Origin of the sequence: Auraticoccus cholistanensis (genome assembly GCF_009742705.1) — a bacterium.
Lineage (GTDB): Bacteria > Actinomycetota > Actinomycetes > Propionibacteriales > Propionibacteriaceae > Auraticoccus > Auraticoccus cholistanensis.
Genome location: NZ_WPCU01000003.1, coordinates 52,937 through 75,972 on the forward strand (window position 1 = coordinate 52,937; position 23,036 = coordinate 75,972).

Annotated in this window: 24 protein-coding genes; 10 read left to right on the forward strand and 14 right to left on the reverse strand. The window is 75.1% G+C overall.

Features of this window, described 5'->3' with window-relative positions; genetic code table 11:
- Both GC722_RS17485 and GC722_RS19070 read right to left on the reverse strand, forming a co-directional pair.
- Window positions 1-254 (reverse strand): ArsR/SmtB family transcription factor (locus tag GC722_RS17485; RefSeq protein WP_197429671.1); only part of this gene is annotated, 254 nt, incomplete at its 3' end.
- Window positions 255-333: 79 nt separating this feature from the next.
- Window positions 334-678 carry a hypothetical protein gene (locus tag GC722_RS19070; protein WP_197429672.1) on the reverse strand — a complete coding sequence of 115 codons (345 nt, stop codon included), beginning with the start codon at window positions 676-678 and terminating at the stop codon, window positions 334-336.
- Between the two features lie 81 nt (window positions 679-759).
- On the opposite strand from GC722_RS19070, the gene GC722_RS19075 reads away from it, so the two are divergent.
- From GC722_RS19075 to GC722_RS01275, 4 genes are all read left to right on the forward strand, one after another.
- Entirely contained in the window at window positions 760-1,548 is a 789-nt protein-coding gene (locus GC722_RS19075) for a tyrosine-protein phosphatase (RefSeq protein WP_197429673.1), read from the forward strand.
- A 44-nt stretch (window positions 1,549-1,592) separates the two neighbouring features.
- A complete protein-coding gene (locus tag GC722_RS01265) occupies window positions 1,593-2,525 on the forward strand; it encodes a U32 family peptidase (RefSeq protein ID WP_156607259.1) in 933 nt (310 codons plus the stop codon).
- 43 nt (window positions 2,526-2,568) lie between these two features.
- Window positions 2,569-3,723, forward strand: coding sequence for a galactonate dehydratase (dgoD, locus tag GC722_RS01270; protein WP_197429674.1), 1,155 nt, complete (start codon window positions 2,569-2,571; stop codon window positions 3,721-3,723).
- Window positions 3,724-4,122: 399 nt separating this feature from the next.
- Complete coding sequence (locus tag GC722_RS01275) at window positions 4,123-5,184, forward strand: alanine racemase (protein WP_331714269.1); 1,062 nt, start codon at window positions 4,123-4,125, stop codon at window positions 5,182-5,184.
- Between the two features lie 27 nt (window positions 5,185-5,211).
- On the opposite strand, the gene GC722_RS01280 is transcribed toward GC722_RS01275, so the two are convergent.
- Entirely contained in the window at window positions 5,212-7,173 is a 1,962-nt protein-coding gene (locus tag GC722_RS01280) for a DUF5107 domain-containing protein (protein WP_331714270.1), read from the reverse strand.
- 164 nt (window positions 7,174-7,337) lie between these two features.
- Between GC722_RS01280 and GC722_RS01285 the strand changes: the two genes are divergently transcribed.
- Complete coding sequence (locus GC722_RS01285; RefSeq protein ID WP_156607263.1) at window positions 7,338-7,676, forward strand: DUF2510 domain-containing protein; 339 nt, start codon at window positions 7,338-7,340, stop codon at window positions 7,674-7,676.
- Window positions 7,677-7,687: 11 nt separating this feature from the next.
- On the opposite strand, the gene GC722_RS01290 is transcribed toward GC722_RS01285, so the two are convergent.
- The gene (locus GC722_RS01290) at window positions 7,688-8,332 is read right to left on the reverse strand and encodes a response regulator transcription factor (protein WP_331714271.1); all 645 of its coding nucleotides are present in this window, start codon (window positions 8,330-8,332) and stop codon (window positions 7,688-7,690) included.
- A gap of 86 nt (window positions 8,333-8,418) precedes the next feature.
- Window positions 8,419-9,681: a sensor histidine kinase gene (locus GC722_RS01295; RefSeq protein ID WP_156607266.1), complete on the reverse strand. Its 1,263-nt coding sequence runs from the start codon at window positions 9,679-9,681 to the stop codon at window positions 8,419-8,421.
- 154 nt (window positions 9,682-9,835) lie between these two features.
- On the opposite strand from GC722_RS01295, the gene GC722_RS01300 reads away from it, so the two are divergent.
- Window positions 9,836-10,612, forward strand: a complete 777-nt coding sequence (locus GC722_RS01300) for an ABC transporter ATP-binding protein (protein WP_156607268.1) — start codon at window positions 9,836-9,838, stop codon at window positions 10,610-10,612.
- Complete coding sequence (locus GC722_RS01305; protein WP_156607271.1) at window positions 10,597-12,318, forward strand: hypothetical protein; 1,722 nt, start codon at window positions 10,597-10,599, stop codon at window positions 12,316-12,318. Before GC722_RS01300 ends, GC722_RS01305 begins: the two co-directional genes overlap by 16 nt.
- Window position 12,319: 1 nt before the next feature.
- Here GC722_RS01305 and GC722_RS01310 read toward each other — a convergent pair whose 3' ends face one another.
- Genes GC722_RS01310 through GC722_RS01320 form a run of 3 tightly spaced genes read right to left on the reverse strand, consistent with a single transcriptional unit; the run spans window position 12,320 to window position 14,868 of the window.
- On the reverse strand, window positions 12,320-13,153 hold the full coding sequence (locus GC722_RS01310; RefSeq protein WP_331714272.1) for a uracil-DNA glycosylase: 834 nt from the start codon (window positions 13,151-13,153) through the stop codon (window positions 12,320-12,322).
- Window positions 13,150-13,701, reverse strand: coding sequence for a TetR/AcrR family transcriptional regulator (locus GC722_RS01315; protein ID WP_331714273.1), 552 nt, complete (start codon window positions 13,699-13,701; stop codon window positions 13,150-13,152). The genes GC722_RS01310 and GC722_RS01315 overlap by 4 nt, the downstream gene beginning before the upstream one ends.
- A gap of 48 nt (window positions 13,702-13,749) precedes the next feature.
- Window positions 13,750-14,868, reverse strand: coding sequence for a lipid II:glycine glycyltransferase FemX (locus tag GC722_RS01320; RefSeq protein WP_331714274.1), 1,119 nt, complete (start codon window positions 14,866-14,868; stop codon window positions 13,750-13,752).
- A gap of 115 nt (window positions 14,869-14,983) precedes the next feature.
- Between GC722_RS01320 and GC722_RS01325 the strand changes: the two genes are divergently transcribed.
- Window positions 14,984-15,316: a helix-turn-helix domain-containing protein gene (locus tag GC722_RS01325; protein WP_156607273.1), complete on the forward strand. Its 333-nt coding sequence runs from the start codon at window positions 14,984-14,986 to the stop codon at window positions 15,314-15,316.
- A gap of 54 nt (window positions 15,317-15,370) precedes the next feature.
- Here the strand turns inward: GC722_RS01325 and GC722_RS01330 are convergent, their stop codons facing one another.
- Genes GC722_RS01330 through GC722_RS01345 form a run of 4 tightly spaced genes read right to left on the reverse strand, consistent with a single transcriptional unit; the run spans window position 15,371 to window position 19,162 of the window.
- A complete protein-coding gene (locus tag GC722_RS01330; RefSeq protein WP_197429675.1) occupies window positions 15,371-16,342 on the reverse strand; it encodes a transketolase family protein in 972 nt (323 codons plus the stop codon).
- Window positions 16,339-17,253: a transketolase gene (locus GC722_RS01335; protein WP_156607277.1), complete on the reverse strand. Its 915-nt coding sequence runs from the start codon at window positions 17,251-17,253 to the stop codon at window positions 16,339-16,341. The genes GC722_RS01330 and GC722_RS01335 overlap by 4 nt, the downstream gene beginning before the upstream one ends.
- Window positions 17,253-18,248 carry a TIM barrel protein gene (locus tag GC722_RS01340; protein WP_156607279.1) on the reverse strand — a complete coding sequence of 332 codons (996 nt, stop codon included), beginning with the start codon at window positions 18,246-18,248 and terminating at the stop codon, window positions 17,253-17,255. The genes GC722_RS01335 and GC722_RS01340 overlap by 1 nt, the downstream gene beginning before the upstream one ends.
- Window positions 18,245-19,162, reverse strand: coding sequence for a nucleoside hydrolase (locus tag GC722_RS01345; protein WP_231747311.1), 918 nt, complete (start codon window positions 19,160-19,162; stop codon window positions 18,245-18,247). Before GC722_RS01345 ends, GC722_RS01340 begins: the two co-directional genes overlap by 4 nt.
- A 93-nt stretch (window positions 19,163-19,255) precedes the next feature.
- Here GC722_RS01345 and GC722_RS01350 point away from each other — a divergent pair, with 93 nt between their 5' ends.
- On the forward strand, window positions 19,256-20,719 hold the full coding sequence (locus GC722_RS01350) for an FGGY-family carbohydrate kinase (RefSeq protein ID WP_156607283.1): 1,464 nt from the start codon (window positions 19,256-19,258) through the stop codon (window positions 20,717-20,719).
- A gap of 16 nt (window positions 20,720-20,735) precedes the next feature.
- On the forward strand, window positions 20,736-21,725 hold the full coding sequence (locus GC722_RS01355) for a sugar-binding transcriptional regulator (protein ID WP_197429676.1): 990 nt from the start codon (window positions 20,736-20,738) through the stop codon (window positions 21,723-21,725).
- Window positions 21,726-21,746: 21 nt separating this feature from the next.
- Here GC722_RS01355 and GC722_RS01360 read toward each other — a convergent pair whose 3' ends face one another.
- Together GC722_RS01360 and GC722_RS01365 are read right to left on the reverse strand one after the other, a co-directional pair.
- A complete protein-coding gene (locus tag GC722_RS01360; protein ID WP_156607285.1) occupies window positions 21,747-22,343 on the reverse strand; it encodes a ClpP family protease in 597 nt (198 codons plus the stop codon).
- Window positions 22,340-22,966 (reverse strand): ClpP family protease, encoded by a 627-nt coding sequence (locus GC722_RS01365; protein ID WP_156607287.1) that lies wholly within the window; start codon window positions 22,964-22,966, stop codon window positions 22,340-22,342. The genes GC722_RS01360 and GC722_RS01365 overlap by 4 nt, the downstream gene beginning before the upstream one ends.
- Window positions 22,967-23,036 lie beyond the last annotated feature (70 nt).

Genomic DNA, 23,036 nt, shown 5'->3' on the forward strand with positions numbered 1-23,036 from the left:
TCGGTGCTCGCGCGCCAGAGCCGCCGCCTGCCCTCGCCCTCCTCGGTGTCGACCACCAGCCCGACCGACTCCAGCTTGCGCAGGTGGTACGAGGTCGCGCCGGTGTTGGTGCCCAGCCGCGAGGCCAGGTCCGTGGCGGTGGCGGGCCCGCCGGTCCGCAGCGCGGAGAGCAGCCGGGACCGCAACGGGTGCGCGAGCACCCGCAGCGAGCTGGCGTCGAGGCGGAAGCCGGTGGGGGAGCGGTCGCCGTCCATGTGTGCACAGTACGTGTGCAGAGGAAGTGTGCACAAGACTTGTGCACGGACGCGTGGGCGGTGCTGCGTGCGTCCGGGGCTACGGCTCCTCGTCGTCGGTGGCGAACCTGCGGGCCAGGTCGCGGGCGGCGTCCGCGGCCTGCCGCAGCTGCTCGGGGTCGGTGCCCGTCCCGGAGACGCCGACCAGGCGGTCGATGGCCTGGGCGTGCTCCAGGTACCGCTGGCGGGCGTACTGCCGGCACGGCAGGCAGGTCACGTCCTCGGGGCGACGAGCGGTGTCGACACGCGGCACCTGCAGCCCGCACCCGGTGCCGACGACGTGCGGCAGGGAGCCGACCAGGCCGAAGCCGGACGCCACCATGGTGCGCACCGGTCCGTCCAGGCCCAGGTCGGAGGCGACGTGGGTGTGCAGGTCGTCGGCCACGGTGCTCTCCTCGCAGACGGGGTGGAGGCCTTCCCCCAGTATCGGTCTGCCGTGCCGGTGGCGGCCCCTAGACTGCCGACCGTGCCGAACTGGATCGAGCTCGACGGCCTGGTCAACCTGCGCGACCTCGGCGGGACGCCGCTCGAGGGCGGCGGTGAGGTCAGGCCGGGGCGGCTGCTGCGCTCGGACAACCTGCAGGACCTGACCCCCGCCGACGTGGCCGAGCTGCGGCGCCGCGGGGTGACCGACGTCGTCGACCTGCGCAGCGCCTACGAGGTCAACGCCACCGGGGACGGCCCGCTCAAGCGCGAGGGCGGCGTCACCCACCACCACTTCAGCTACTTCGTGGAGGAGCACGGCGAGGCCAGCTCGCCCGCCACCGGCGACGAGCTGCCCGCCGAGGCGCTGCCCTGGGTCGGGCAGCAGCTCGACGTCGAGCTCGACGACTTCTTCGCCTCCACCTACTGGGCCTACCTGACCGACCGGCCCGAGTCGGTGGTCGGCGCGCTGCGCGCCATCGCCGGTGCCCGCGGCGGGGCGCTGGTCCACTGCGCGGCCGGCAAGGACCGCACCGGCACGACCGTCGCCCTGGCGCTGCGGCTGGTCGGCGCGGAGCGGGACGCGGTGGTGGCCGACTACGCGGCCAGCGACGAGCGGCTGCCGCGGATCGTGGAGCGGCTGATGGCCTCGCCGGTCTACGCCGCCAACCTGCGCGGGCGCCCGCTCAGCTCGCAGGCCACCAAGGCCGAGACGATGGACACCTTCCTGCGCTACCTCGACGACGCCCACGGCGGGGTCGAGGCGGTGCTCACCCGGATGGGGTGGACGGCGTCGGACACCGACGCCATGCGCCGGCACCTGCTGGGGTAGTACCGCACCGCTGGGTCCGCAGGCAGATCTCGAGGAGGAGGAGCATGCTGGGTTCGGAGCTGTTGCCGCAGGACGTGGGGCCGCTCGTCGCGACGGAGCACCTGCAGCCGAGTCCGGCGCGGTTCGCGGACGGCGCCCAGTACCGGGTCGAGATCCCGAGTGTCGAGGGGCCGGCCGTCTTCGAGGCCGTGCTGGCCGAGGCGCACCGCCGCGGCGTCCCGGTGCACCGCGTCTCCCAGGGCAGCGGGGTGACCCTGCTCTCGGCCGCCGAGCGCGCGGAGTGGGTCGCCTCGGCCGCCGCCAGCGGCACCGAGGTCAGCGTGTACGTGCGCCCGACCGCCTCCTGGGGACCGGGGGCCTCCTGGCTCTCGGCCACGGGTGCGCCGCTGGCCGGTCAGGTGCACGGCGTCGGGCAGCTCGCCGCCGCCCTGGACCAGGTGCGCCGGGCGGTCGAGTCCGGGTTCCGCAGCGTGCTCGTCACCGACGTCGGCGTGCTGGCCGGGATCGCCGACCTGACCCGCGAGGGACGGCTGCCCGCCGACCTGCAGATCAAGGCCGGGGTGCAGATGGGGGTGGCGAACCCGCTGTCGGTGCGGGTGGTGGCGGGGCTGGGTGCCACCACGGTCAACGTCCCCAGCGACTGCAGCCTGACCGACCTGGCCGCCATCCGCCGGCTGGTCGACAACCCGCTCGACATCTACATCGAGTCCCCCGACGACCTGGGCGGCATCATCCGCACCCACGAGCTGGCCGACATCATCACCGTCGCCGCCCCGGTCTACCTCAAGTTCGGGCTGCGCAACGCGCCCTCGCTCTACCCCAGCGGCACCCACACCGAGGCTACCGCCGTGGCGCTGGCCCGGGAGCGGGTCCGTCGCGCGCAGCTGGCGCTGGAGACGCTGCACGAGGTCGCCCCCGACCTCGTCACGTCCTCCGGCGTGCCGGCCGACCTGGCCGTCCCGCAGCCACCCGCCTGACCGTCCGTCCCCCCACGTCCCCGAGCTCAGCGAGGAGCTGTCCGTGCGCATCACCCGGTTGAGCGTCCACCACGTCGAACCCCGGTTCTCCTTCCTCGTCGTGCACACCGACGACGAGTCGCTGTTCGGCATCGGCGAGGCCTGTCTGGAGGGAAAGGCCCGGGTGGTCCAGGCCGCCCTGGCCGACTTCGAGCCGGTGCTGGTCGGCCGCGACCCCCGCCGGATCGAGCGGATCTGGCACGACCTGCACCGCACCACCTTCTACCCCATCGGCTCGGTGCTGACGAGCGCCATCAGCGCGGTCGACCAGGCGCTGTGGGACCTGCTGGGCAAGCACCACGAGGTGCCGGTGCACGAGCTGCTGGGCGGGCGGGTCCGCGACCGGGTGCGGGCCTACCGTCACGTCAACGTCGGCGACCACGGCGACGCCGAGGTCGCCCGCGACCAGCAGCACATCGACGAGCTGGTGGCCGAGGCCCGCCGGGCGGTCGAGCAGGGCTTCACGATGATCAAGACCGCGCTGCCGGGCCCGGCGCGCGGGCTGGAGACGGCTGCCTTCGTCGACTTCCAGGCCCGCCGCTTCGCCGCGCTGCGGGAGGCGGTCGGACCGACGGTCGACATCGGCATCGACTTCCACGGCCGGGTGGGGCCGGCGCTGGCCAAGGTCCTGATCCGGGCCATCGAGCCGTGGTCGCCGCTGTTCGTCGAGGAGCCGTGCCTGCCGGAGAACGTCGACGCCATGGCCGACGTCGCCCGCTCCACCTCCGTGCCGATCGCCACCGGCGAGCGGCTGTTCACCCGCTGGGGGTTCCGCGAGGTGCTCGAGAAGCAGGTGGCCGCCGTGCTGCAGCCCGACCTGGCCCACTGCGGCGGCATCTCCGAGGGCCGCAAGATCGCCACCATGGCCGAGACCTACTACGCGCAGATGGCGCCCCACAACCCGCTCGGACCGGTGAACCTGGCCGCCAGCGTCCAGCTCGACCTGGTCAGCCCCAACTTCCTGTGCCAGGAGCAGATCCACCTCGGCGAGGGCCTCATCACCCGCCCCTTCGAGGTTGTCGACGGCTACATCGAGGCCCCGACCGCGCCCGGCCTGGGGGTCGAGCTGGCCCCGGAGGTGTTCGAGAGCGACTGGGACGGCAGCTGGACCGTGCCGAACTGGCAGGACCCCGTGGACGGGGCACTCCTGCCCTGGTGACCCGGCCCCTCCGCCGCTCGCCCTCCCTCCGACCCGCCCCAGCCCCCGCCCCACCGCGCCCCACCGCGCCCCGAACGCGTGTATGTCGTTCCGGTCTCGTCCGGCGTGTCGCGGCGCGTCCCGGTGTCGCGCGTCGATGGCGTACACGTCCTCAGGGTCGGTAGCCGGATCCCGCCGGCGTCGGGTGTCCCTGCGGCCGCCCGGTGGACCTGGTCCCTGCTGAGCGGTGCTCGGGGCCGGACCCTGAGATCGTGTACGCCGTTGGCCTCGTACACGCCGACACGCCGCGGCACACCGACCGAGACCGGAACGACATACACGCGGGCGGGGTGGCGGGGGAGGGGGCGGGAAGGGCGCGGTCACAGGGCGGGGGTGGGTGTCCGCACTAGGGTGAGCGCCGTGAGCGGACTGACCCTGACCATCCAGGCGGAGCGCTGGCGGACCCACCTGGAGCGCACCTTCGCCTCCGCGGACGTGGTGCCGGTGGCCAAGGGCAACGGCTACGGCTTCGGCCTGCCCCGGCTGGCCGGCGAGGCGGAGCGGCTGGGGGCGACCACCCTGGCGGTCGGCACCGCCGACGAGGTCGCGCAGGTCCGTGACGCCTTCTCCGGTGACGTCGTCGTGCTCACCCCCTGGCGTGCCCACGACACCCAGGCCGTGGCGCTGGCCACCGACCCGCGGGTGGTCACCACCGTCTCCCGCGAGGTCGACCTGGCCGCGCTGGTCGCGGCCGAGGGCACCCCGAGGGTGCTGCTCGAGCTGCGCACGTCGATGCGCCGGCACGGTGTCGAGGCCGACGAGGCCCGCTCGGCGGTCCGCCGCCTCGACGTCGGCGACGCCCTCGGCGGGCGACCCGGGGTCGTCTTCGAGGGCTGGACCATCCACCTGCCGCTGCTGACCAGCGGCCGGCTGGAGGAGGCCCGCCGGCTGGGCCGGCTGGCGGTCGGGTTGCGTCGCGGACCGCTGTGGATGTCGCACCTCAGCCCCGCCGAGGCGACCACCCTGGGCGAGGAGCTCGGCGTGCCGGTCCGGCTCCGGCTGGGCACCTCGCTGTGGCTCGGCGATCCCGCCGCGTTGCGCACCACGGCCACCGTCATCGACGTCCACCCGGTGGCCAAGGGGGACCGGATCGGCTACCGGCAGCGCCGGGTCGCACGTGCCGGCTGGGTGCTGGTGCTGGCCGGCGGCACCGCCCACGGCGTCGGGCTGGAGGCTCCGAGCGCGGCCGCCAGCCTGCGCTCGCGGGCCGTCGCCGCGGCCACCGGCGGGCTGGAGGCGGTCGGCCGGGCGCTGTCGCCCTACACGGTGGACGGCCGCAAGCGCTGGTTCCTCGAGCCCCCGCACATGCAGTCGTCGATGGTGCTGCTGCCTGGCGATGCCACCCCGCCCTCGGTCGGGGACTCCGTGCCGGTCGAGCTGCGGCTCACCACCGCCGACGTGGACGCCGTCGTCGAGGTCTGACCCGCTCGCCGCACGGCCCTGCCGGGGTCAGTCCCCGGTCATCGAGAAGTCGTAGGCGGCCGGCACCGGCCGGTCCGAGCCCAGCGCCTGCTGCACCGCCTGCCACAGGTCCGCCAGCCGCACCGAGCCCTCGCGCAGGTCGACCGGGGCGATGCCGGCGTCCAGCAGCCGCTCGGCCTGCGCCGGCTCGCCGGTGGCCAGTCGGATCCGCACCTCGACCAGCCGGACGCGGTCGTCGTCGCGCAGCTCCCGCGGCAGCTGCTCGAGCAGGTCCCGCGCCACGTCGGCCGCGCCGGCCTCGACCAGCGACTGCAGCGCCTCGACCGCCAGCGGCCGCAGCGCCGGCAGCAGGGACAGCGCCTGCCGGTAGCCCTCGACGAGCCCGGCGGTGTCGCCGCGACGGCCCGCCGCCACGGCCAGGTTGCGCCAGGCCCACGGGGTGGGCTGCTGCTGCAGGCTCTCGCGCCAGGACGCCTCTGCGCCCTCGACGTCGCCCCGCCACCAGCGGGCCACGCCGCGGTGGTAGCGGATCAGCCAGCCGCCCTCGGCGTCCTCCAGCAGGTCGCCCCAGTGCACCAGGGTGCCGTCGGGCGGGGTGAGGGGGTCCGTGTCGGGCAGCCGGCCCTCGAGCAGCGGCAGCCAGGCGGCCTCGCGGGTGTGGGCGTCCTGCAGGGTGAAGGGCGTGCCCGCCCCCACCGAGGAGCCGGTGCGGCGCAGCTCGAGGGCACCCCAGCCGGAGGCGGTGTGCAGCGGACGGCTGGGCGGCGCGTCGGCGAGCGCGGCCAGCTGCGCCGCCCGTCGCTCCATCTCCTCCTCGGGCAGCCGCCGGTCCAGGTGGGCGGCCATCCCCCGGCGGGCCGCCGGCCACTCCGCGGTGGCCTCGGCCGGGTCCAGGGCGGCGGCGCCGTAGACCTCCAGCCAGCTCCAGGCGGTGCGGGCCGGCAGCTGCAGGTGCTCCATCTGGGTCCGGGCCAGTCCGGCCTGGATCTCGGCGTAGCCGTGGCCGGTCCCGACGGGCGTGAGCCACTCCTGCCAGCGCCGGCCGCCGCGGCCCTCGCCCCAGACGAACAGCTTGCGCCCGCGCAGCCGGCGGGTGGAGGCCTGCAGCAGTCCGCTGCCGTCGGGCTCCACCGCCGCCACGAAGGGACGCTCCAGGGTCCGGGCCGCGGTGTCAGGGAGGTCCTCGGCCGGCAGCTCGAAGAAGTAGTCGACGGCCCGCCGGTGGTCCATCGGCCGGGTCAGGTCGCCGCCGCCGTCGCCGGAGGGGACGTCGACCAGCTCCAGCCGCTCGGTGTAGCCGTAGCGCCAGGCCTGGTCGGCCGGGGCGAGGACGCGGGTCTGCGGGGTCTGCGGCACGGCCACGTTGGACCACCAGTAGGCCGGCGCCGGCTGCTCGGAGGGGTTGGTGACGCGGACCGCGACGTGCAGCAGGTCGGAGTGCTCGGGCAGCCACAGGTCCAGCTGGCTGACCAGGTTCCGGGTCCGCTCCCACTCCCACAGCCGCAGCACCGGGGTCTGGTCGGGGCCGTCGAGGGTGGCGGCGTGCACGGGCTCGCAGGTGCCGGTCCAGTGCCCGGTGCTGCCGAGGTTCCACTCGACGCCACCGGCGAGCCAGGCGTTGCGCAGCGCCAGGTTGCCCGGCTGCAGCACGGAGTTGCGGTGGAGCAGCTCCCGGCCGGTGGAGCGCTGCACCAGCGAGTGCAGCCGTCCGCCCAGGGTGGGCAGCACGGTCGCGGTGAGGTGCTCGTTCTCCAGCACCAGCACGGGCAGCTGCACCGGCCGTCGGTCGCGGTCGTAGCCGTCCTGGAAGAGGCAGGGCAGGATGCTGGGCAGGTGCCCGAAGCCGATGCCGCGACGCATCCCGGCGGGCAGCTCGTCGGCGTTGCGCACCCGGTGCAGGTCGCCGTGGCCGCCGAGGTCGGGCAGCGGGTTCTCGGGTCCGAACCCGGCCGACGGGATCTCCAGCAGCTCCTGGCGCAGCTCGGTCACACGGCACCTCCCGCGCTCCGGTAGGGCCGTCCCAGCCGCTGTCCCCGCATCGTCGTCGTCGACCTCTTCCCGCGCTCCCTCGGCGCTGCTGGCACGAGGGTAGTGGGCGCCGGCGGTGCCCCTCGCCGGTGCTACCTTCGCGGCCCGCACGGAGGAGGGCACGGATGAGCAGCCACGACACCCCCACCGGCTCCGGACCGCCGCCCGGCTGGTACCCCGACCCGGACGGCTCCGGGGAGCGCTGGTGGACCGGCAGCGGCTGGGGCGAGCACGACCGGCACAGCCCCGGGCCGGCCCCGCAGGGGGCGCCGCCGCCGACGCAGTCCCGGCCGAGCGCCCCGATGCGCTGCCACAACTGCGGGGGCACCGACTTCACGCCGACCGAGTACCTGCTCAACACCCGCGGCATGTCGCTGCTGGACCTGGACGCCTTCAACGCCGGCGCCACCTGCCTGGTCTGCCGGCGCTGCCGCTACATCCACTGGTTCGCCCCCGGCGTCTGAGCCGGCGCGCCTCAGCCGTGCTGGGAGGCCACCACCGCGAGCTGGATCCGGTTGGCGAGCCCCAGGCGGGTGAGCACCGCGGACACCTCGGCCTTCACCGTCCCGGTCGACAGGTACAGCTCGGCGGCGATCTCGGCGTTGGACAGCCCCCGGGCCACCGCCCGGGCCACCTCGCGCTCCCGCTCGCTGAGGCGGTCCCAGCGGCGGCGCAGGGGGTCGTCCTCCTCCGGCTCCGAGGGCGTGCCCGTCGCCCGCTGCAGCAGCGCCCGCAGCACGCTCGGGCTGAACACCGGCTCGCCGGCGGCCGCGCGGTGCACCGCGCCGACGATGCTCTCCGGGTCGGCGTGCTTGAGCAGGAACCCGTCGGCGCCCGCGCGCAGCGCCGCCAGCACCGTCTCGTCGGCGTCGAAGGTGGTCAGCATGATGGCCGCCGGCGCCCCGGGCCGGCGCTTGAGCTCGGCCACCGCCGTGACCCCGTCGGTGCGGGGCATCCGGACGTCGACCAGCACCACGTCCGGGCGCGAGGCGGCGACCGCGTCCGGCACCTCGTCGCCGTCCCCGGCCTCGCCCACGAGCTCGATCGTCGGGTCGCCGGCCAGCAGCATGCGCAACCCGGCGCGCACCAGCGGGTCGTCGTCGACCACCAGCACCCGCACCCCTGCCCCTTCCAGTCCTGCCCCTTCCAGTCCTGCCCCGTCCAGCCCCACCCCTGTCAGCCCCGCCCCCGTCAGCCCCGCCCCTGTCAGCTCCGCCACGGCAGCACCGCCTCCAGCTCGAAGCAGCCGTCGCGGACCCCGTGCCGCAGCGCCCCGCCGTCCAGCCGGACCCGCTCGGACAGCCCCGCCAGACCGGCGCCGGCGCCGGGGATCTCCGTCGCGGTGGCGCCGACCGGCAGCGGGTTGACCACCTGCACCCGCAGCCGGTCCGCCGCGCGCTCCACCACGACGCGCACCCGGGCACCCGGTGTGTGCTTGCGGGCGTTGGTCAGCCCCTCCTGCACCACCCGGTAGGCGGTCCGCTGCAGCTGGGGACGGACGGCCCCGAGCTCGTCGGCCGAGGGCGCCACCCGCAGCTCCACCTGCTGCCCGGACGCCGTCACCTCCTCCACCAGCGACGCCACCCCGGCCAGCCCCACGGCCGGGCGGGCCGTGCCCAGCACCCCGCCGTCGTCGCCGTCCTCGGGCAGCAGGGTCAGCACCTCCCGCAGCTCCTCCAGCGCGCGGTAGGCGGACTCCCGGATCACGCCCGCCGCCTGCTGCAGCTCCTCACCGGTCAGCGCCGCCGCCCCCTGGGCCCGGGCCCGGTACTCCAGGGCGCCGGCGTGCACCGACAGCAGCGAGATCCGGTGCGCCAGCACGTCGTGCATCTCGCGGGCGATCTGCTCCCGCTCGGCCTGCCGCGCCCGCCCCAGCCGCTGCTCGTACCCGGCACGCTCCCGGTCGGCCTCGGCCATCAGGTTCTGGATCACCTGCCGCCGCGAGCGGACCGCCGCCCCCAGGCTGAGGGCGCAGGCGTACAGCAGCAGCATCACGACCGTCCAGACCCCGAAGTCCATCCCGGCGTCGGGGAGCAGGAACCAGTACGGGACGGCGATCACCAGGTGCACGCCGGTGGCCAGCAGGGCCACCGCCGGCCGCGACCGGGCGGCCACCGTGTACACCGAGACCAGGGCGGGCAGCCCCGCGGTGAGGAAGAACCCGCCGACCGGGGCCATCAGCAGCGCCAGCACCTGCGGGTGCCGGTGCCGCCACAGCAGCGCGACCACGGCGACCGCGCCGACCACCAGGTCCAGCCCCGACCACCAGGCCGGCAGCTGGGCCAGCAGCGGACCGTCCACCTCGACCACCCACAGCCAGGAGGCCGCCCCGGCCAGCAGCACCAGCGCGTCGAGCGCCCACTCCCGCGCCCGGCGGCCGCCGAGGCGGGGGTCCACCGCCGCGAGCAGCCGGCGCGCCGGGGAGCCGCCGGCCCATCCGGCAGCGGAGGGCACGGCCGCGCTGGTCATGGGCCCGACTCTACGGACGGCGGGGCCCGCTGCCGAGCGTTCCCGTGGAGCCCGCGGCGCGCTGGCCAGGTGGCCGGCCGTCCTGGCCGGTCGGCCCGTGGGCTGGCCGACCGGCGGCGGACACGGCCTGCCTCCCGGGCCCAGGTTGGGACCCATGACGACTCCCACCCCACCGCCCGCCTTCGCGCTGGACGGCCTGAGCAAGCGGTTCGGCGACAAGGTCGCCGTCGACGAGGTGACCCTGGACGTGCCGCCGGCGTGCCTGTTCGGCCTGGTCGGGCCCAACGGCGCCGGCAAGACCACCGCGCTCTCGATGGCGGTAGGGCTGCTGCGGCCCGACCGGGGCACCGCCCGGGTGCTGGGGGCCGACATGTGGACCGACCCGGTCGCCGCGAAGCGGGAGCTGGGGGTGCTGCCCGACGGACTGGCCCTGCCCGAGCGGCTCACCGGCGGCGAGCTGCTGGGGTACTGGGGACGGTTGCGGGGCATGCCCGTGCCGGTGGTGCGGTCCCGGACCGCGGAGCTGCTGCGGATCCTCGAGCTGGATGAGGCCGAGCGGCTCGGCACCACGGTGATGGAGTACTCCACCGGCATGCGCAAGAAGATCGGGCTCGCCACCGCCTTGCTGCACGCCCCCCGCGTGCTGGTGCTGGACGAGCCCTACGAGGCGGTCGACCCGGTGTCGGCGCGGGTGCTGACGGCCATCCTGCGCCGGTTCGTCGCCGCCGGCGGGTCGGTGGTGATGTCCAGCCACGTGATGAGCCTGGTCGAGCAGCTCTGCGACCGGGTGGCGATCATCGCCGGCGGCCGGGTGGTCGCCGACGGCACCGTGGACGAGGTGCGCGCCGGGAGCTCGCTGGAGGACCGGTTCGTGGCGCTGGTGGGAGAGCGTCGGCTGGCGGAGGAGGAGCTGTCGTGGTTGGCGTCCTGACCTCGATGAAGTTCGCCATGCTGCGCCACTCCCCGTCCGGGTTGCGCCGGACCGGCTGGGTGGCGGGTGCGGTGCTGGTGCTGGCCAGCTGGGCGGGGGTGGCGCTGGCCGCCGACGACCGCGTCCGCGGCGAGGTGCTCCTGCTGCTGACCGCCTGCTGGGCGGTGGGTGCTGTGCTCGGCCCGGTGCTGATGTCGGGACCCGGTGTGCTGCGCGCCGACTACTTCACGCTGCTGCCGCTCGACCGCTCCCGGCTGGCCCTCGGGCTGCTGGCCGCGGTCTTCCCCGGCGTCGCCTCCGGCTACCTGCTGCTCGCGGGCCTCGCGGTGGTGCTGCACGCCGCCCTGCTCGACCTCCGGACGGTCGTGGTGGCGGTGCCGGCGGCGCTGCTCGCCTGGGTGGTGGTGCTGACCCTGGCCCGGGTGGTCTACGCGGCGGTCGGCTCGGCCATGCGCAGCTGGCTGGGGGTCGAGGTGTCGGGACTGCAGTTCGGGCTGATCCTGGGCGGGATGCTGGCCGGCTGGATGGTGGTGGCCCGGGCGGTGGAGAGCGTGCCCCAGCTGCTCACCCGGGGGCTGCCCGCGCCCGCGCTGGTGGAGGTGCTGTCGTGGGCGCCCACGTCCTGGCCGGTGCTGGCGGTCGAGCAGGCCGCAGCGGGACGCTGGGGAGCGGCGCTGGGCTGGCTGGCCGCGCTGGCGGTCCTCGCCGCGCTGCTGCTCGGCGGGGCGGCGGTGCTGCTGCGCCCCCACCTGGGCAGCCGCAGCAGCCGGCGGCGCCGGCGACGGCCGCTGGCCTCGGACTGGCGGACCGCGTGGCGCTGGATGCCGGCGGGGGCGCTGGGCGCGGTGCTGGGCAAGGAGCTGCGGCAGTGGTGGCGCGACCCGTGGCGGGCGCTGGAGCTGCGCAGCAGCGTCTACACGGGCCTGGTGACCGGGCTCCTCGCCTGGGTGTCGCGCGACTTCGCCCCGGTGGCACCGCTGGCCGGGCTCGCCGTCGCGCTGATGATCTGCCTGGGCGGCTGCAACCTCTACGGCCAGGACGGCTCGGCGGTGTGGATCAGCGTGGTGAACGAGCGGGCCGGCACGGTCCGCGCCGAGGTGCGGGGACGGCAGCTGGCGCTGCTGCTGCTGTTCGCCCCGCCGGCGCTGGTGGTGTCGGTGGCGCTGGTGCTGCTCAGCCGCGCCGGCTGGGCGTGGCCGGTGCTGCTGGCCGGGCTGCCGGCGCTGTTCGGGGTGGCCTCGGGGGTCGCGGTGCTGCTGTCCGCGGTCGGGGTGTCGCCCGGCGTGGACCCACGTCGTCGGGTCGGCCCCAACGACGCCGGCGGCGACCTCGGGCTGCAGGCGCAGCTGGCGCTGTGGGGCACGGTGGCGCTGGTGCTCCCCACCGTGGCGGCGGTGCTGGTGGGGGCGCTGGCCCTGCCGGCGTGGGGACCCTGGCTCGCGGTCGGCATCGGGCTGCTCAACGGGGTGCTCGGCTACTGGCTGCTGGGACGCGCCGCCGTCGGCTACCTGTCCGGGCGGCTGCCGGTGGTCTACACCCGGATCCGCTACCAGCGGCTGGAGCAGCCGGTGGCCGGCACGCTGGGCTGGCTGGAGGCGTCCTCGCAGCGGACCGAGGACAGGGCCCGTGAGGCCAGGCAGAAGGAGAAGGAGGCGCGTGCCGCCCGCCGCTCGGCGCAGACCGGGGAGCGGGTGGACGTCGGCTAGCTCAGAGCAGCGCGAGCGCCGCGTCGAGCATCGCCTCGGTCAGCTTGCCGGTGAAGGTGTTCTGCTGGCTGACGTGGTAGCTGCCGACCAGCCTCACCGGGCCGTGAGGCCCGCCGAGCTCGACCACCCGGGCGTGCCCGAACACCGGCTTGGGCCGCGGCACCTGCCAGCCGACGCGGCGGGCCGAGGCCAGCGCGGCGTCCCAGGCGATCGAGCCCAGCGCCAGCACCGAGCGGACGGTGGCCGAGGTCAGCTCCACCTCCCGGTCCAGCCAGTGCCCGCACGTGCGGCGCTCGTCCGGGGTGGGCTTGTTGGCCGGTGGGGCGCAGCGCACCGCCGGCACGATCCGCACCTGGCTGAGGGTCAGCCCGTCGGCGGCGGAGGTGCTGGTGGGCTGGTTGGCCCAGCCGGCCCGGTGCAGGGCGGCGTAGATCCAGTCCCCGCTGCGGTCGCCGGTGAACAGCCGCCCGGTCCGGTTGCTGCCGTTGGCGGCCGGGGCCAGCCCCACCACCAGGATCCGGGGTGCGCGGTCGCCGAAGCCCGGCCCGGGACGTCCCCAGTAGGGCTGGTCGGCGAAGGAGGCCCGCCGTCCGGTGGTGGCCACGGTCTCGCGCCAGGCGACCAGCCGGGGGCAGGCCCGGCAGACCGAGGCCCGCGCCTCCAGCTCCGCCAGCCCGCTGCAGTCGCGGGCCAGCCGCTCCACCTCGGCCTCGCTGCGCGCCACCGGGGTGGTCGGACCGGCCGGGTCGCCCGGCCAGCCGGTGCCGGGCGGCACCGGGGAGGGGAAGAGCTGACCGGTCACCGGGTGCGGCCGCAGCTCGCCGCCGGTGCTCACCGCGGCCGTGCCCCGAGCAGCTGCTCGACCAGCGGCAGCACGAGGTCGAGCTGGCCGGTTCCGGTGGGCCGGCCGGGGGTGTCGGCGATCATGCCCTGCAGGTAGAGCCCGTCGCCGAGCAGCAGCACCAGCCGCGCCCGGGCGTCGTCGCCGATCGCCTCGGTGAGCAGCTCCAGCCAGCGCGCCTCCAGCGCGCGGAGCCGGGCGCGGGCCTGCAGCCCGGCCTCCTTGGTGAGCCGGGAGGCGGCGATGAACAGCTCGTTGAACTCCACCGAGCTGGTGACGTCGGAGGTGCGCAGGTAGTAGTCGACCGGTCCCTCGGGGGCCTCGCGCATGGCGGCCACGTCGGTCTCGCCCAGCTCGTCGAGCCGCTCCAGCAGCCCCTCCACCAGGGCGTCGCGGGAGCCGAAGTGGTACAGCAGGCCGCCCTTGGTGACCCCGGCCCGGCTGGCCACCGCGTCCATGGTGGCCGCGCTCTCGCCCTCGGTGAGCAGGATCTCGACGAAGGCGCGCAGCACCTTGGCGCGGGCGACGGGCGGGCGGGACACGCCGTCGATGGTAGTGACCGGCCTCGTGCCGCCCGGCCGGGCACGGGCTCAGCCGCGGCGGCGCAGGTACAGGTCGAAGGCCTTGTACAGCAGCCGGTTCAGCGGCAGGTCCCACTCGCCCGGGTAGGTGTAGGCCTCGCCGCCGGTGCCGACCTTGAACTGGATCAGCCCCAGGTGCGGGTCGTCGGAGGCCACCGAGTCGGTGATGCCGCGCAGGTCGTAGACGTCGGCGCCGGCGGCCAGCGCGTCGCGGATCATCCGCCACTGGATCGCGTTGGACCCGCGCACGTCCCGCTTCTCGGAGGTGGAGGCGCCGTAGGCGTACCAGACGTGACCGCCGACCCGGGTCCAGATCGTCGCCGCCACCAGGTCGCCCTCGTGCTCGGCCAGGTAGAGCCGGATCCGGTCCTCGGCCTCGGGCTGCAGCGCGTCCAGCATGGTCTCGAAGTAGGACAGCGGCCGGGGGGTGAAGCCGTCGCGGGCGGCGGTCTCGGCGTAGACCCGGTGGAAGGCGGGCAGGTCGGAGCGGTCGCCGATCCGCACCGTCACCCCGGACTTCTCGGCCTTCCTGATGTTGCGCCGCCACAGCTGGTTCATGCCCTTCAGCAGCGACTCCTCGGTCTGGCCGGTCAGCCGCAGCCAGAAGCGGTAGGTGGGCTGGCCGGCGGAGAAGCCCTGGCCCTCCGGCTTCGGCGGCAGCCAGCCGAGGCTGCGGAGCTGGTTGTGGGTGCGGGTGCCCACGGGGTTCAGGACGTCGGGGCGCACCTCGGCGAGCGAGCGCACCGACTCGTCGGCCACCGCGGCCTTGATCGTGGCGGCGTGCCACGTGCGCCACACCACCGGCGGCCCGATCCGGACCCCGAAGGCGCCGCGGCGCCGCAGGTGGCGCGCCATCGGGGTCAGCAGCTCACCCAGCCGGTCCGTGTCCCAGTCCAGCAGCGGGCCCTCGGGCAGGTAGGCCAGGTACCGCTTCACCCTGGGCAGCTGGCGGTACAGCACCAGCCCGGCCCCGACCAGCCGGCCGTCGTCGAACCACCCCAGCGACTCGCTGGTCCACTCCGGCTTGGCCCCGGCCCAGGCCGGCGTCTGCAGGTAGGAGGCCGACGGCAGGGACTCGACGAAGGCGAGGTGCTCGGCGGTCGTGATGGTGCGCACGGTGACTGTCACCCGGGGGAATCTACCGGCCGGGACGCCGCCTCCCGGACGCCTCGAGGCGCCCCGCCGGCTCTGCTGTGAGCAGAACCGGGTGCCGGCCGGCGTCCGCCGTGCCTAGCGTAGGCCCATGGGAGACGTGGTGCCGCTGGGCGGACGTAGCAGCCGACCCGCCGCGATGGAGCCGCTGTGGCGGGAGGTGACCGGGCGGCGGCTGCGGTCGCGCCGCCACCGGCTGGGGCAGACGCTGGCCGAGACGGCGAGCCGGGCGGGGGTGTCGACGCAGTACCTGTCCGAGCTGGAGCGGGGGCTGAAGGACCCCTCCTCGGAGGTGCTGGCGGCGGTGTCGGGCGCCCTCGGGCTGACGCTGCTGGACCTGACCACCGGCGCCGCCCGCGAGCTGCGCGCCCGCGTGGCGACCTCGCCGGGGTCGCTCCGCGGCCCGGTCGCCCTGGCCGCCTGAGGCGGAACCCACCGCCCGACCGGGGCCCACCGTCTGACCGAGGCCCACCGGCGCTCAGGAGCGGCGGCGGTGCAGCAGCTCCCGCGCCGCCCGGGCGATGCCCTCCGGGGACATGCCGTAGCGGTCCAGCAGGTAGCCCGCGGACCCGGTCGGGGCGAAGGCGTCGACGCCCAGCATCCGCACCGGCACCGGGTGGTGCGCGACGACCGCCTCGGCCACGGCGCCACCCAGGCCGCCGCGCGGCACCGACTCCTCGGCGGTGACGAGGGCGCCGGTCTCCCGGGCCGCCTGCACCACCGCGGCGGTGTCGAGCGGGCTGACCGAGGCCATCGAGAGCACCCGTGCCCCGATCCCCTCGGCCGCCAGCTGCTCCGCCGCGGCCAGCGCCCGCCACAGCACGGTGCCGTTGGACACCAGCGTGACGTCGTCGCCCTCGTGCAGGACGGTGGCCCGGCCGGGGGTGAAGGTGTGGTCGGCGGGGTGCACCTGCGGCACCGGCGTCCGGCTGACCCGGACGAAGACCGGGCCCTCGTACGCCGCCGCCCAGCGGATGGCCGCCGCCGTCTCCACCGGGTCCGCCGGCACGACCACCACCAGCTGGTCGAGGGCCCGCAGCCAGGCGACGTCCTCGATCGAGTGGTGGGTGGGGCCGAGCTCGCCGTAGGCCACCCCCGGGCTCATCCCGCAGAGCTTGAGGTTGTTGCGGGAGTAGGCGGCGTCGACCTTGATCTGCTCCATGGCCCGCGCGGTGAGGAAGCAGGCGGCGCCGGAGACGAAGGGGATCCTGCCGCCGCCGGCCAGCCCGGCCGCCATCCCGACCATGTCCTGCTCGGCGATGCCGACGTTGACCAGCCGGTCGGGAAAGGCGGTCCGGAAGGCGTCCAGCTTGCTCGAGCCGACCGAGTCGTTGACCACCCCGACGATCCGGGGGTCCTCCGAGGCCAGCGCGACCAGGGTCTCGACGAAGGCGTCGCGGCAGTCGAAGGTCTCGGCCTCCAGCCACCGGGGAGCCAGCCGCTGCGTCACAGCGCACCTCCTGCTGCCGGGGCGAGGGCGTCCAGCTCGGCCCGCGCCGTCGCGTACTGGTCCGCGTCGGGGACCTTGTGGTGCCAGGCGACCTGGTCGCTCATGAACGAGATCGGGTGGCCCTTGTGGGTGTGGGCGATCACGAAGCGGGGTCGTCCGCCGGGGCGCTCGCGGGAGCCGAGCAGGTCCAGCAGGGCGCCGTGGTCGTGGCCGTCCACCTCGCTCACCGCGAACCCGAAGGCCCGGGCCTTGTCGGCCAGCGGGGCCAGGTCCATGGACGCCTCGGTGCTGGCGCCCTGCTGCAGCCCGTTGCGGTCGACCACCACGGTGAGGTTGTCCAGCCCGTAGTGGGAGGCGCTCATCATCGCCTCCCAGTTGCTGCCCTCCTGCATCTCGCCGTCACCGGTGAGCACGTACGTCTGCCGGGGCGAGGAGTCGAGCCGGGCCGCCAGCGCCTGCCCCACCGCGATCGGCAGCCCGTGCCCGAGCGGGCCGGTGCTGGCCTCGACGCCGGGGACGTGGAGCCGGTTGGGGTGACCGCCGAGGGTCGACAGCGGCTTGAGGAACGTCGCCAGCTGCTCCACCGGCAGGAACCCGTAGGCGGCCAGGGTGACGTAGTAGCTGCCGGCCACGTGGCCCTTGCTCAGCACGAACCGGTCCCGCTCGGGGTCGTCGACCCGGTCCGGTGCGACGTCCAGGACGGCGCCGTAGAGCACGGTCAGGACGTCGACGGCCGAGAAGTCGCCGCCGATGTGGCCGGCCCCGGCGAAGTGCACCAGGGCGAGGTCCTGCAGCCGGATCTGGCGGGCGGTCTCCCGCAGCTGGGCGACCACCTCGTCGCGGGGTGCGCCGGCCGGCGGCCGTGGAGCCCGTGTCAGCGTCAGGTGCGCGTGGCTCAGCGTGCTCGGCATCAGAGGTCCCCGGCCATCGCGGTGAGCAGCGCCCGCTGGACGAGCCGCTGGGCGGCCAGCGCGTCGTGACGGGACTGGGCCTCGGCCAGCGCCTCCTCGTCCAGGGTGTCCAGCGCCCGGTGGATCGCCTTCATGGCCCGGACGCCCGCCCGGGCGGCCTCGACGCTGTCCTCACGGAACGGGAACTGGTCGAGCTGCCAGACCCCCTCCCAGCCGTTGCGGCGCAGGGTGTGGAAGAACTCCAGCGTCTCGACCAGGTGCACCGAGCCGACCACCATGTCGTCGTCCCAGCCGCGCATGTTGTCGTTGACGTCGATGGCGAACAGCCGGCCGTGGTCGATGCACAGCTGGGCGGCGTCGGCGGGGGTCTCCTGGCCGTAGAGGGAGTGCCCGAAGTCCAGCAGCACCCCGAGGTTGGGCAGCCCGATGCGCTCGATGCCCAGCAGCGTCCGGGCGGCGCTGGGGAAGACGATCTTGACCCGCGGCTCGCGCGGTTTGTACTCGATCACGAACCGCATGTCGGGGTGGGCGCCGCAGAGCTCGCCGAGGCCGTCGAGGGCCTGGCTCCACAGCCGGGAGTAGTCCACCTGGAACGGGTAGTCCCAGCCGTCCTGGCCGAACCACAGCTTGACGTAGTCGCACCCCAGGTCGCGGGCCACGCCGGTGGCCTCGTGCAGCACCTCGAGGGCGTGGCGGCGCACGCCCGGGTCCGGGTTGGTGATCGAGCCCCTGACGAAGGCCTTGTTGTAGATCTCGGGCGTGATCGCGACCGCCTCCAGCCCGTTGCGCGCGAGCGCGGCCCGGACGTCGTCCAGGGAGCCGTCGAAGCCGGGAAAGGGCCAGTTGAGGTCGACCACCGACAGGTCGCCGACCGAGCCGGCCAGGTCGATCTGCTCGGTGAAGCCGACCGGGTCGCCGTAGCCCTCGGTGGCGTAGCGGTCGACGTAGGTGGCGAAGTGCCAGATACCGGCACCGAAGCGGGGCATCGTGCTCATGACGTCCTCCCGGGGGTGGTGGTGTGCCGCTGGGTGGCGGCGAAGCGTCGGATCTTGGCGAACATGTCCCCCATCAGGAACCGCACGTCGACGGCCTCGCAGACCCGGATGGGGTTGCCGGAGCCGGGGACGTGGTGGCCCTCGGCGCCGAAGCGGGGCGCCGGGCGGACCCGGAAGGCGCCGCTGCCGGGGTAGAGCATCAGCGCGATGGCGGGGGAGTCGCCGAGCGAGCGGGACTCGATCGGCTCGGCGTGGTAGCGGTCGTTCCACTCGTGCAGCTGACGGATCAGGTACTCACCGAGCGGACCGGCGCAGCCGATCTGCTCGTCGAGCTCGGCGTAGGAGACCGAGACCATCCGGTAGACGTTGCTGGGCACCTGCCAGACCTCGATGCCGGAGTCGAAGACCACGTTGGCGGCGGCGATGTCGTTGGAGAGGTTGAACTCGATCTTCCTGCGCTGGTCGCTGCCGTCGTGGGCCACGCCGCCGATCCAGATCACCACCACCTCGCGGTGCACGATCTCGGGGTCGAGCAGGATCGCCGAGGCCATGTCGGTGAGCGGGCCGAGGAAGGCCACGAACAGCGGGTCGCCCTCGCCGGCCAGCCGGGACTCCTCGATGATCAGCCGGGCGCCGGGGGAGTCGACCGGGGTCGCCTCGTCGGGGATCGGGCCGTCCGCGCCGTTGGCCACGGGCACCTGGCCGGCCATCCCCATCAGCTCCAGCAGCAGGTCGATCTCCTCGCGGGAGTCGAGCATGCTGCGCCGGCTGCGGCGGCTGCCGAAGTGCGCCGGGACCAGGCCACGGACGTCCAGCGTGGGCGAGAGCAGGGCGTGCACGATCGCGAACTGGTCGTCCGCCTCGTTCTTGGCGTCGCTGTTGATGAGGACTCGACGTCGTCGTCGTTCGGGCATGTCCATCCTTGAATAACGATTCAACTGCGAATACCTTGACTCTGCCGGGAGCCGGGCGGCGTGTCAAGGACGTGCGCCGAGGAGGGACGAGCGATGACGACGATCCTCTCGATCGACCAGGGGACCACCAACACCAAGGCCGTGCTGGTCGACGACGCGGGCCGGGTGCTGTCGAGGAGCAGCGCCCCGGTGCGGCTGTCGGTGCCGCGGCCCGGGTGGGCGGAGCAGGACGCCGAGGAGATCTGGGCCAGCTGCACGGTGGCGGTGGCCGGTTGTCTGGAGGGCCGGCGGCCCCCGGACGCCGTCGCGGTCAGCAACCAGCGGGAGTCGGTGGTGGCCTGGGACGCCCGGAGCGGGACGCCGCGGGGCCCGCTGATCGGCTGGCAGGACGCCCGCACCGCGGACTGGTGCGCCCGGCCGGAGGTGGCCGCCGCCGAGCCGCTGGTGCGGGCCAGGACCGGGCTGCCGCTGGACCCGATGTTCTCGGCGCCGAAGATCCGCTGGCTGCTGCAGCAGCACGGCGCCGCGGGGACCCGGGTGGGGACCGTGGACAGCTGGCTGCTGCACCGCCTGACCGGCGGGGCCGTGCACCGCTGCGAGGCCGGCAACGCCGGACGCACGCTGCTCTACGACGTCGAGCGGCTGGGGTGGTCGGCCGAGCTCTGCGAGGTGTTCGGGGTCCCTGCCTCGTGCCTGCCCGAGGTGCTGCCCTCCGACGCCGAGTTCGGCCGCACCCGCGGCGTGCCGGGGGTGCGCGACGGCACGCCGGTGGTGGCCGTGCTGGCCGACTCCCACGCCGCCCTCTACGCCCACGGCTGCCGGCTCCCCGGCACCGGCAAGGCCACCTACGGCACCGGCTCCTCGGTGATGACGCCGACCGGGACGCTGCAGGGCGGGTCCGCGCTGAGCAGCACGCTGGCCTGGCTGACCAGCGCGCCCTGCTACGCCCGCGAGGGCAACGTGGTGACCTCCGGGGCGGCCCTGGTCTGGCTGGCCGGGCTGCTGCAGCTGCCGGACGTGGCCGCGCTGCTGCGGCTGGCCGCCGGCGTCCCCGACCCCGGCGACGTCGTGCTGGTGCCGGCGCTGGCCGGTCTCGGCGCCCCGCACTGGGACCGCGCCGCCACCGGCACCGTGCTCGGGATGACCGGGAGCACCACCGCGGCCCACCTGGCCCGGGCCGCGGTCGAGGCCGTCGCGCACCAGGTCTGCGACATCGTCGAGGTGGTCGACGCCGAGACGGTGCCGCTGCAGGCGCTGCGGGCCGACGGCGGGGCGACCGCGTCGGCGCTGCTGATGCAGGCCCAGGCCGACCTGCTGGGACGCCCGGTCGAGGTGGCGGAGGTGGCGGAGCTGTCCGCCCTCGGGGCCGCCCACCTGGGGCTGGCCGCGACGGGGCCGCAACCTCCCGCGGCGGGGACGACCCGGCGCTACGAGCCCGACCTGGACGAGGCGGAGCGGGTGCGGCGCCGGGAGCGCTGGCGGGCGGCGGTCGCGGTGGCCCGCGACCCGCGGACCCGACCCGGGGGCGGCCCCGGCACTACGCTGGGCACCGGGTGAGGGAGAGGAGCGGGGCGTGGTGAGCAGGCGGTTCGCCGTGCCGGTGGACGGCCAGGTGCGCCTGCTGACCAAGGTGGCGCGGATGTACCACGAGCGGGGCATCCGGCAGGCCGACATCGCCGCCTCGCTGCACATCTCGCAGGCCAAGGTGTCGCGGCTGCTGAAGCGGGCGGCCGAGCTGGGCATCGTGCGCACCATCGTGGTGGTCAGCCAGGGCGTGCACACCGACCTGGAGGAGCAGCTGGAGCAGCGCTTCGGCCTGCTCGAGGCCGTCGTGGTCGACGTGGACCCCGACTCCGACGAGGGGGACGTCGTCTCCGCCCTCGGCTCGGTGGCGGCCAGCCACCTGGAGGCGACACTCTCCGGCGGTGACCGGATCGGCATCTCCTCCTGGAGCCAGACGCTGCTGGCCATGGTCGACCGGATGCGTCCGTTCTCGCTGCGCGCCGCCGACGACGTCGTGCAGCTGCTGGGCGGGATCGGCAGCCCCGAGGTGCAGAGCCAGTCGCACCGGCTGCTGAACGAGCTGGCCCGGGTGCTGGGGGCCAACCCGGTGTTCGTGCAGGCCCCCGGCCTGGTCGCCGACCGCGGGCTCCGCGACGCGCTGATGGCCGACGCGCTGGCCGACGTCCGGCGCCGCTGGGCCGGGCTGACCATGGCCCTGGTCGGCATCGGCGCCATCGAGCCCTCGGAGCTGCTGACCGAGAGCGGGAACGCCTTCTCCGCCGAGGACCGGCAGCGGCTGCTGCGGCTGGGCGCGGTCGGCAACGTCTGCCACCACTACTTCACCGCCGGCGGCGAGCACGTCCACGGCGACCTCGAGGACCGGACGGTGACCATCCCGGTGCCGGACTTCATGGCGATCCCGCGGCGGGTCGGGATCGCGGGCGGGGCGGCGAAGCGGGAGGCCGTGCACGCCGCCGTGGTGGGGGGCTGGGTCAACGTGCTGGTGACCGACCACCTCACCGCCACCGCCCTGCTCGAGCGCCCGCCGGCGGGCGGCTGAGGAATCCCGGCGGGCCGGGGTTCAGCCGTCCCCGCGGAGCCGGATCACCGAGTCGACCACCCCGTAGGCCACGGCCTCGCCGGCGCGCAGGATCCGGTCGCGGTCGGTGTCGCGGCGCAGCTCCTCCGGCGGGCGACCGGTGTGGCGCGACAGCACCTGCTCCATGTCGGTGCGCAGCCGCAGCACCTCGTCGGCGGCCAGGATGAGGTCGGGGATGGTGCCCCGGCCCTGGGCCGACGGCTGGTGCAGCAGCACCCGCGCGTGGGGCAGCACCGAGCGCCGGCCCGGCTCGCCGGCGGCCAGCAGCACCGCCGCGGTGGAGCAGGCCTGCCCGACGCAGGTGGTGGCGATCGGTGCGCGGGTGTACTGCATGGTGTCGTAGAGGGCGAACATGGCCGTCACCGAGCCGCCGGGGGAGTTGATGTAGAGGTTGATCTCCTGCTCGGGGTCCTCGGCGTCCAGGTGCAGCAGCTGGGCGATCAGCGCGTTGGCCACGCCGTCGTCGAGCTCGGTGCCCAGGTAGACGATCCGGCCCTCCATCAGCCGGCTGTAGACGTCAAGGACCCGGTCGCCGCGCGAGCTGCGGGAGATGACGTTGGGGATCGTGTAGGTGCTCATGCCTGCTCCTGCCCGGTGCTGGCGAAGCCGCTGCGGGGGACGCCCCGGCGGCGGGGACGGACCTGGTCGAACGAGGTGACCACGTGGTCGACGAAGCCGTACTCGCGCGCCTCCTCGGCGCTGTACCAGTGGTCGCGCAGCGAGTCGGTGAAGATCTGCTCGGGGGTCTTGCCGGTCTGCTCGGCGGTCAGCTGCAGGACCGTGTCGCGCATCGCCCGCAGGTCCTCGGCCTGCAGCTCGATGTCGACCGCGGAGCCGCCGATGCCGGCCGAGCCCTGGTGCAGCAGCACCTTGCCGTGCGGCAGCACGTAGCGCTTGCCGCGGGTGCCGGCCGCCAGCAGGAACTGCCCGGCGCTGGCCGCCATCCCCAGGCCGAGGGTGGCCACGTCGTTGGGGATCATCTCCATGGTGTCGCGGATGGCGAGCATGGCCGGCACCGAGCCGCCCGGGGAGTTGATCCACAGCGCGATGTCGCTCTCGGGGTCGGCCACGGAGAGCAGCACCAGCTGCGCGCACAGCTGGGTGCCCAGGGAGTCGTCCAGCTCGCCGTCGAGGAGCAGGACGCGCTGGTCGAGCAGGTCGCTCGCGGTGCGCTCACGCACCGTGGGTGGGGTCTCGGTCATGTCGCCACCCTCGTCCGGCCGCGCGGGGCGGACCAGCCCCTGCTGCCGGCAGCAGATCCGCTCTGAGCAG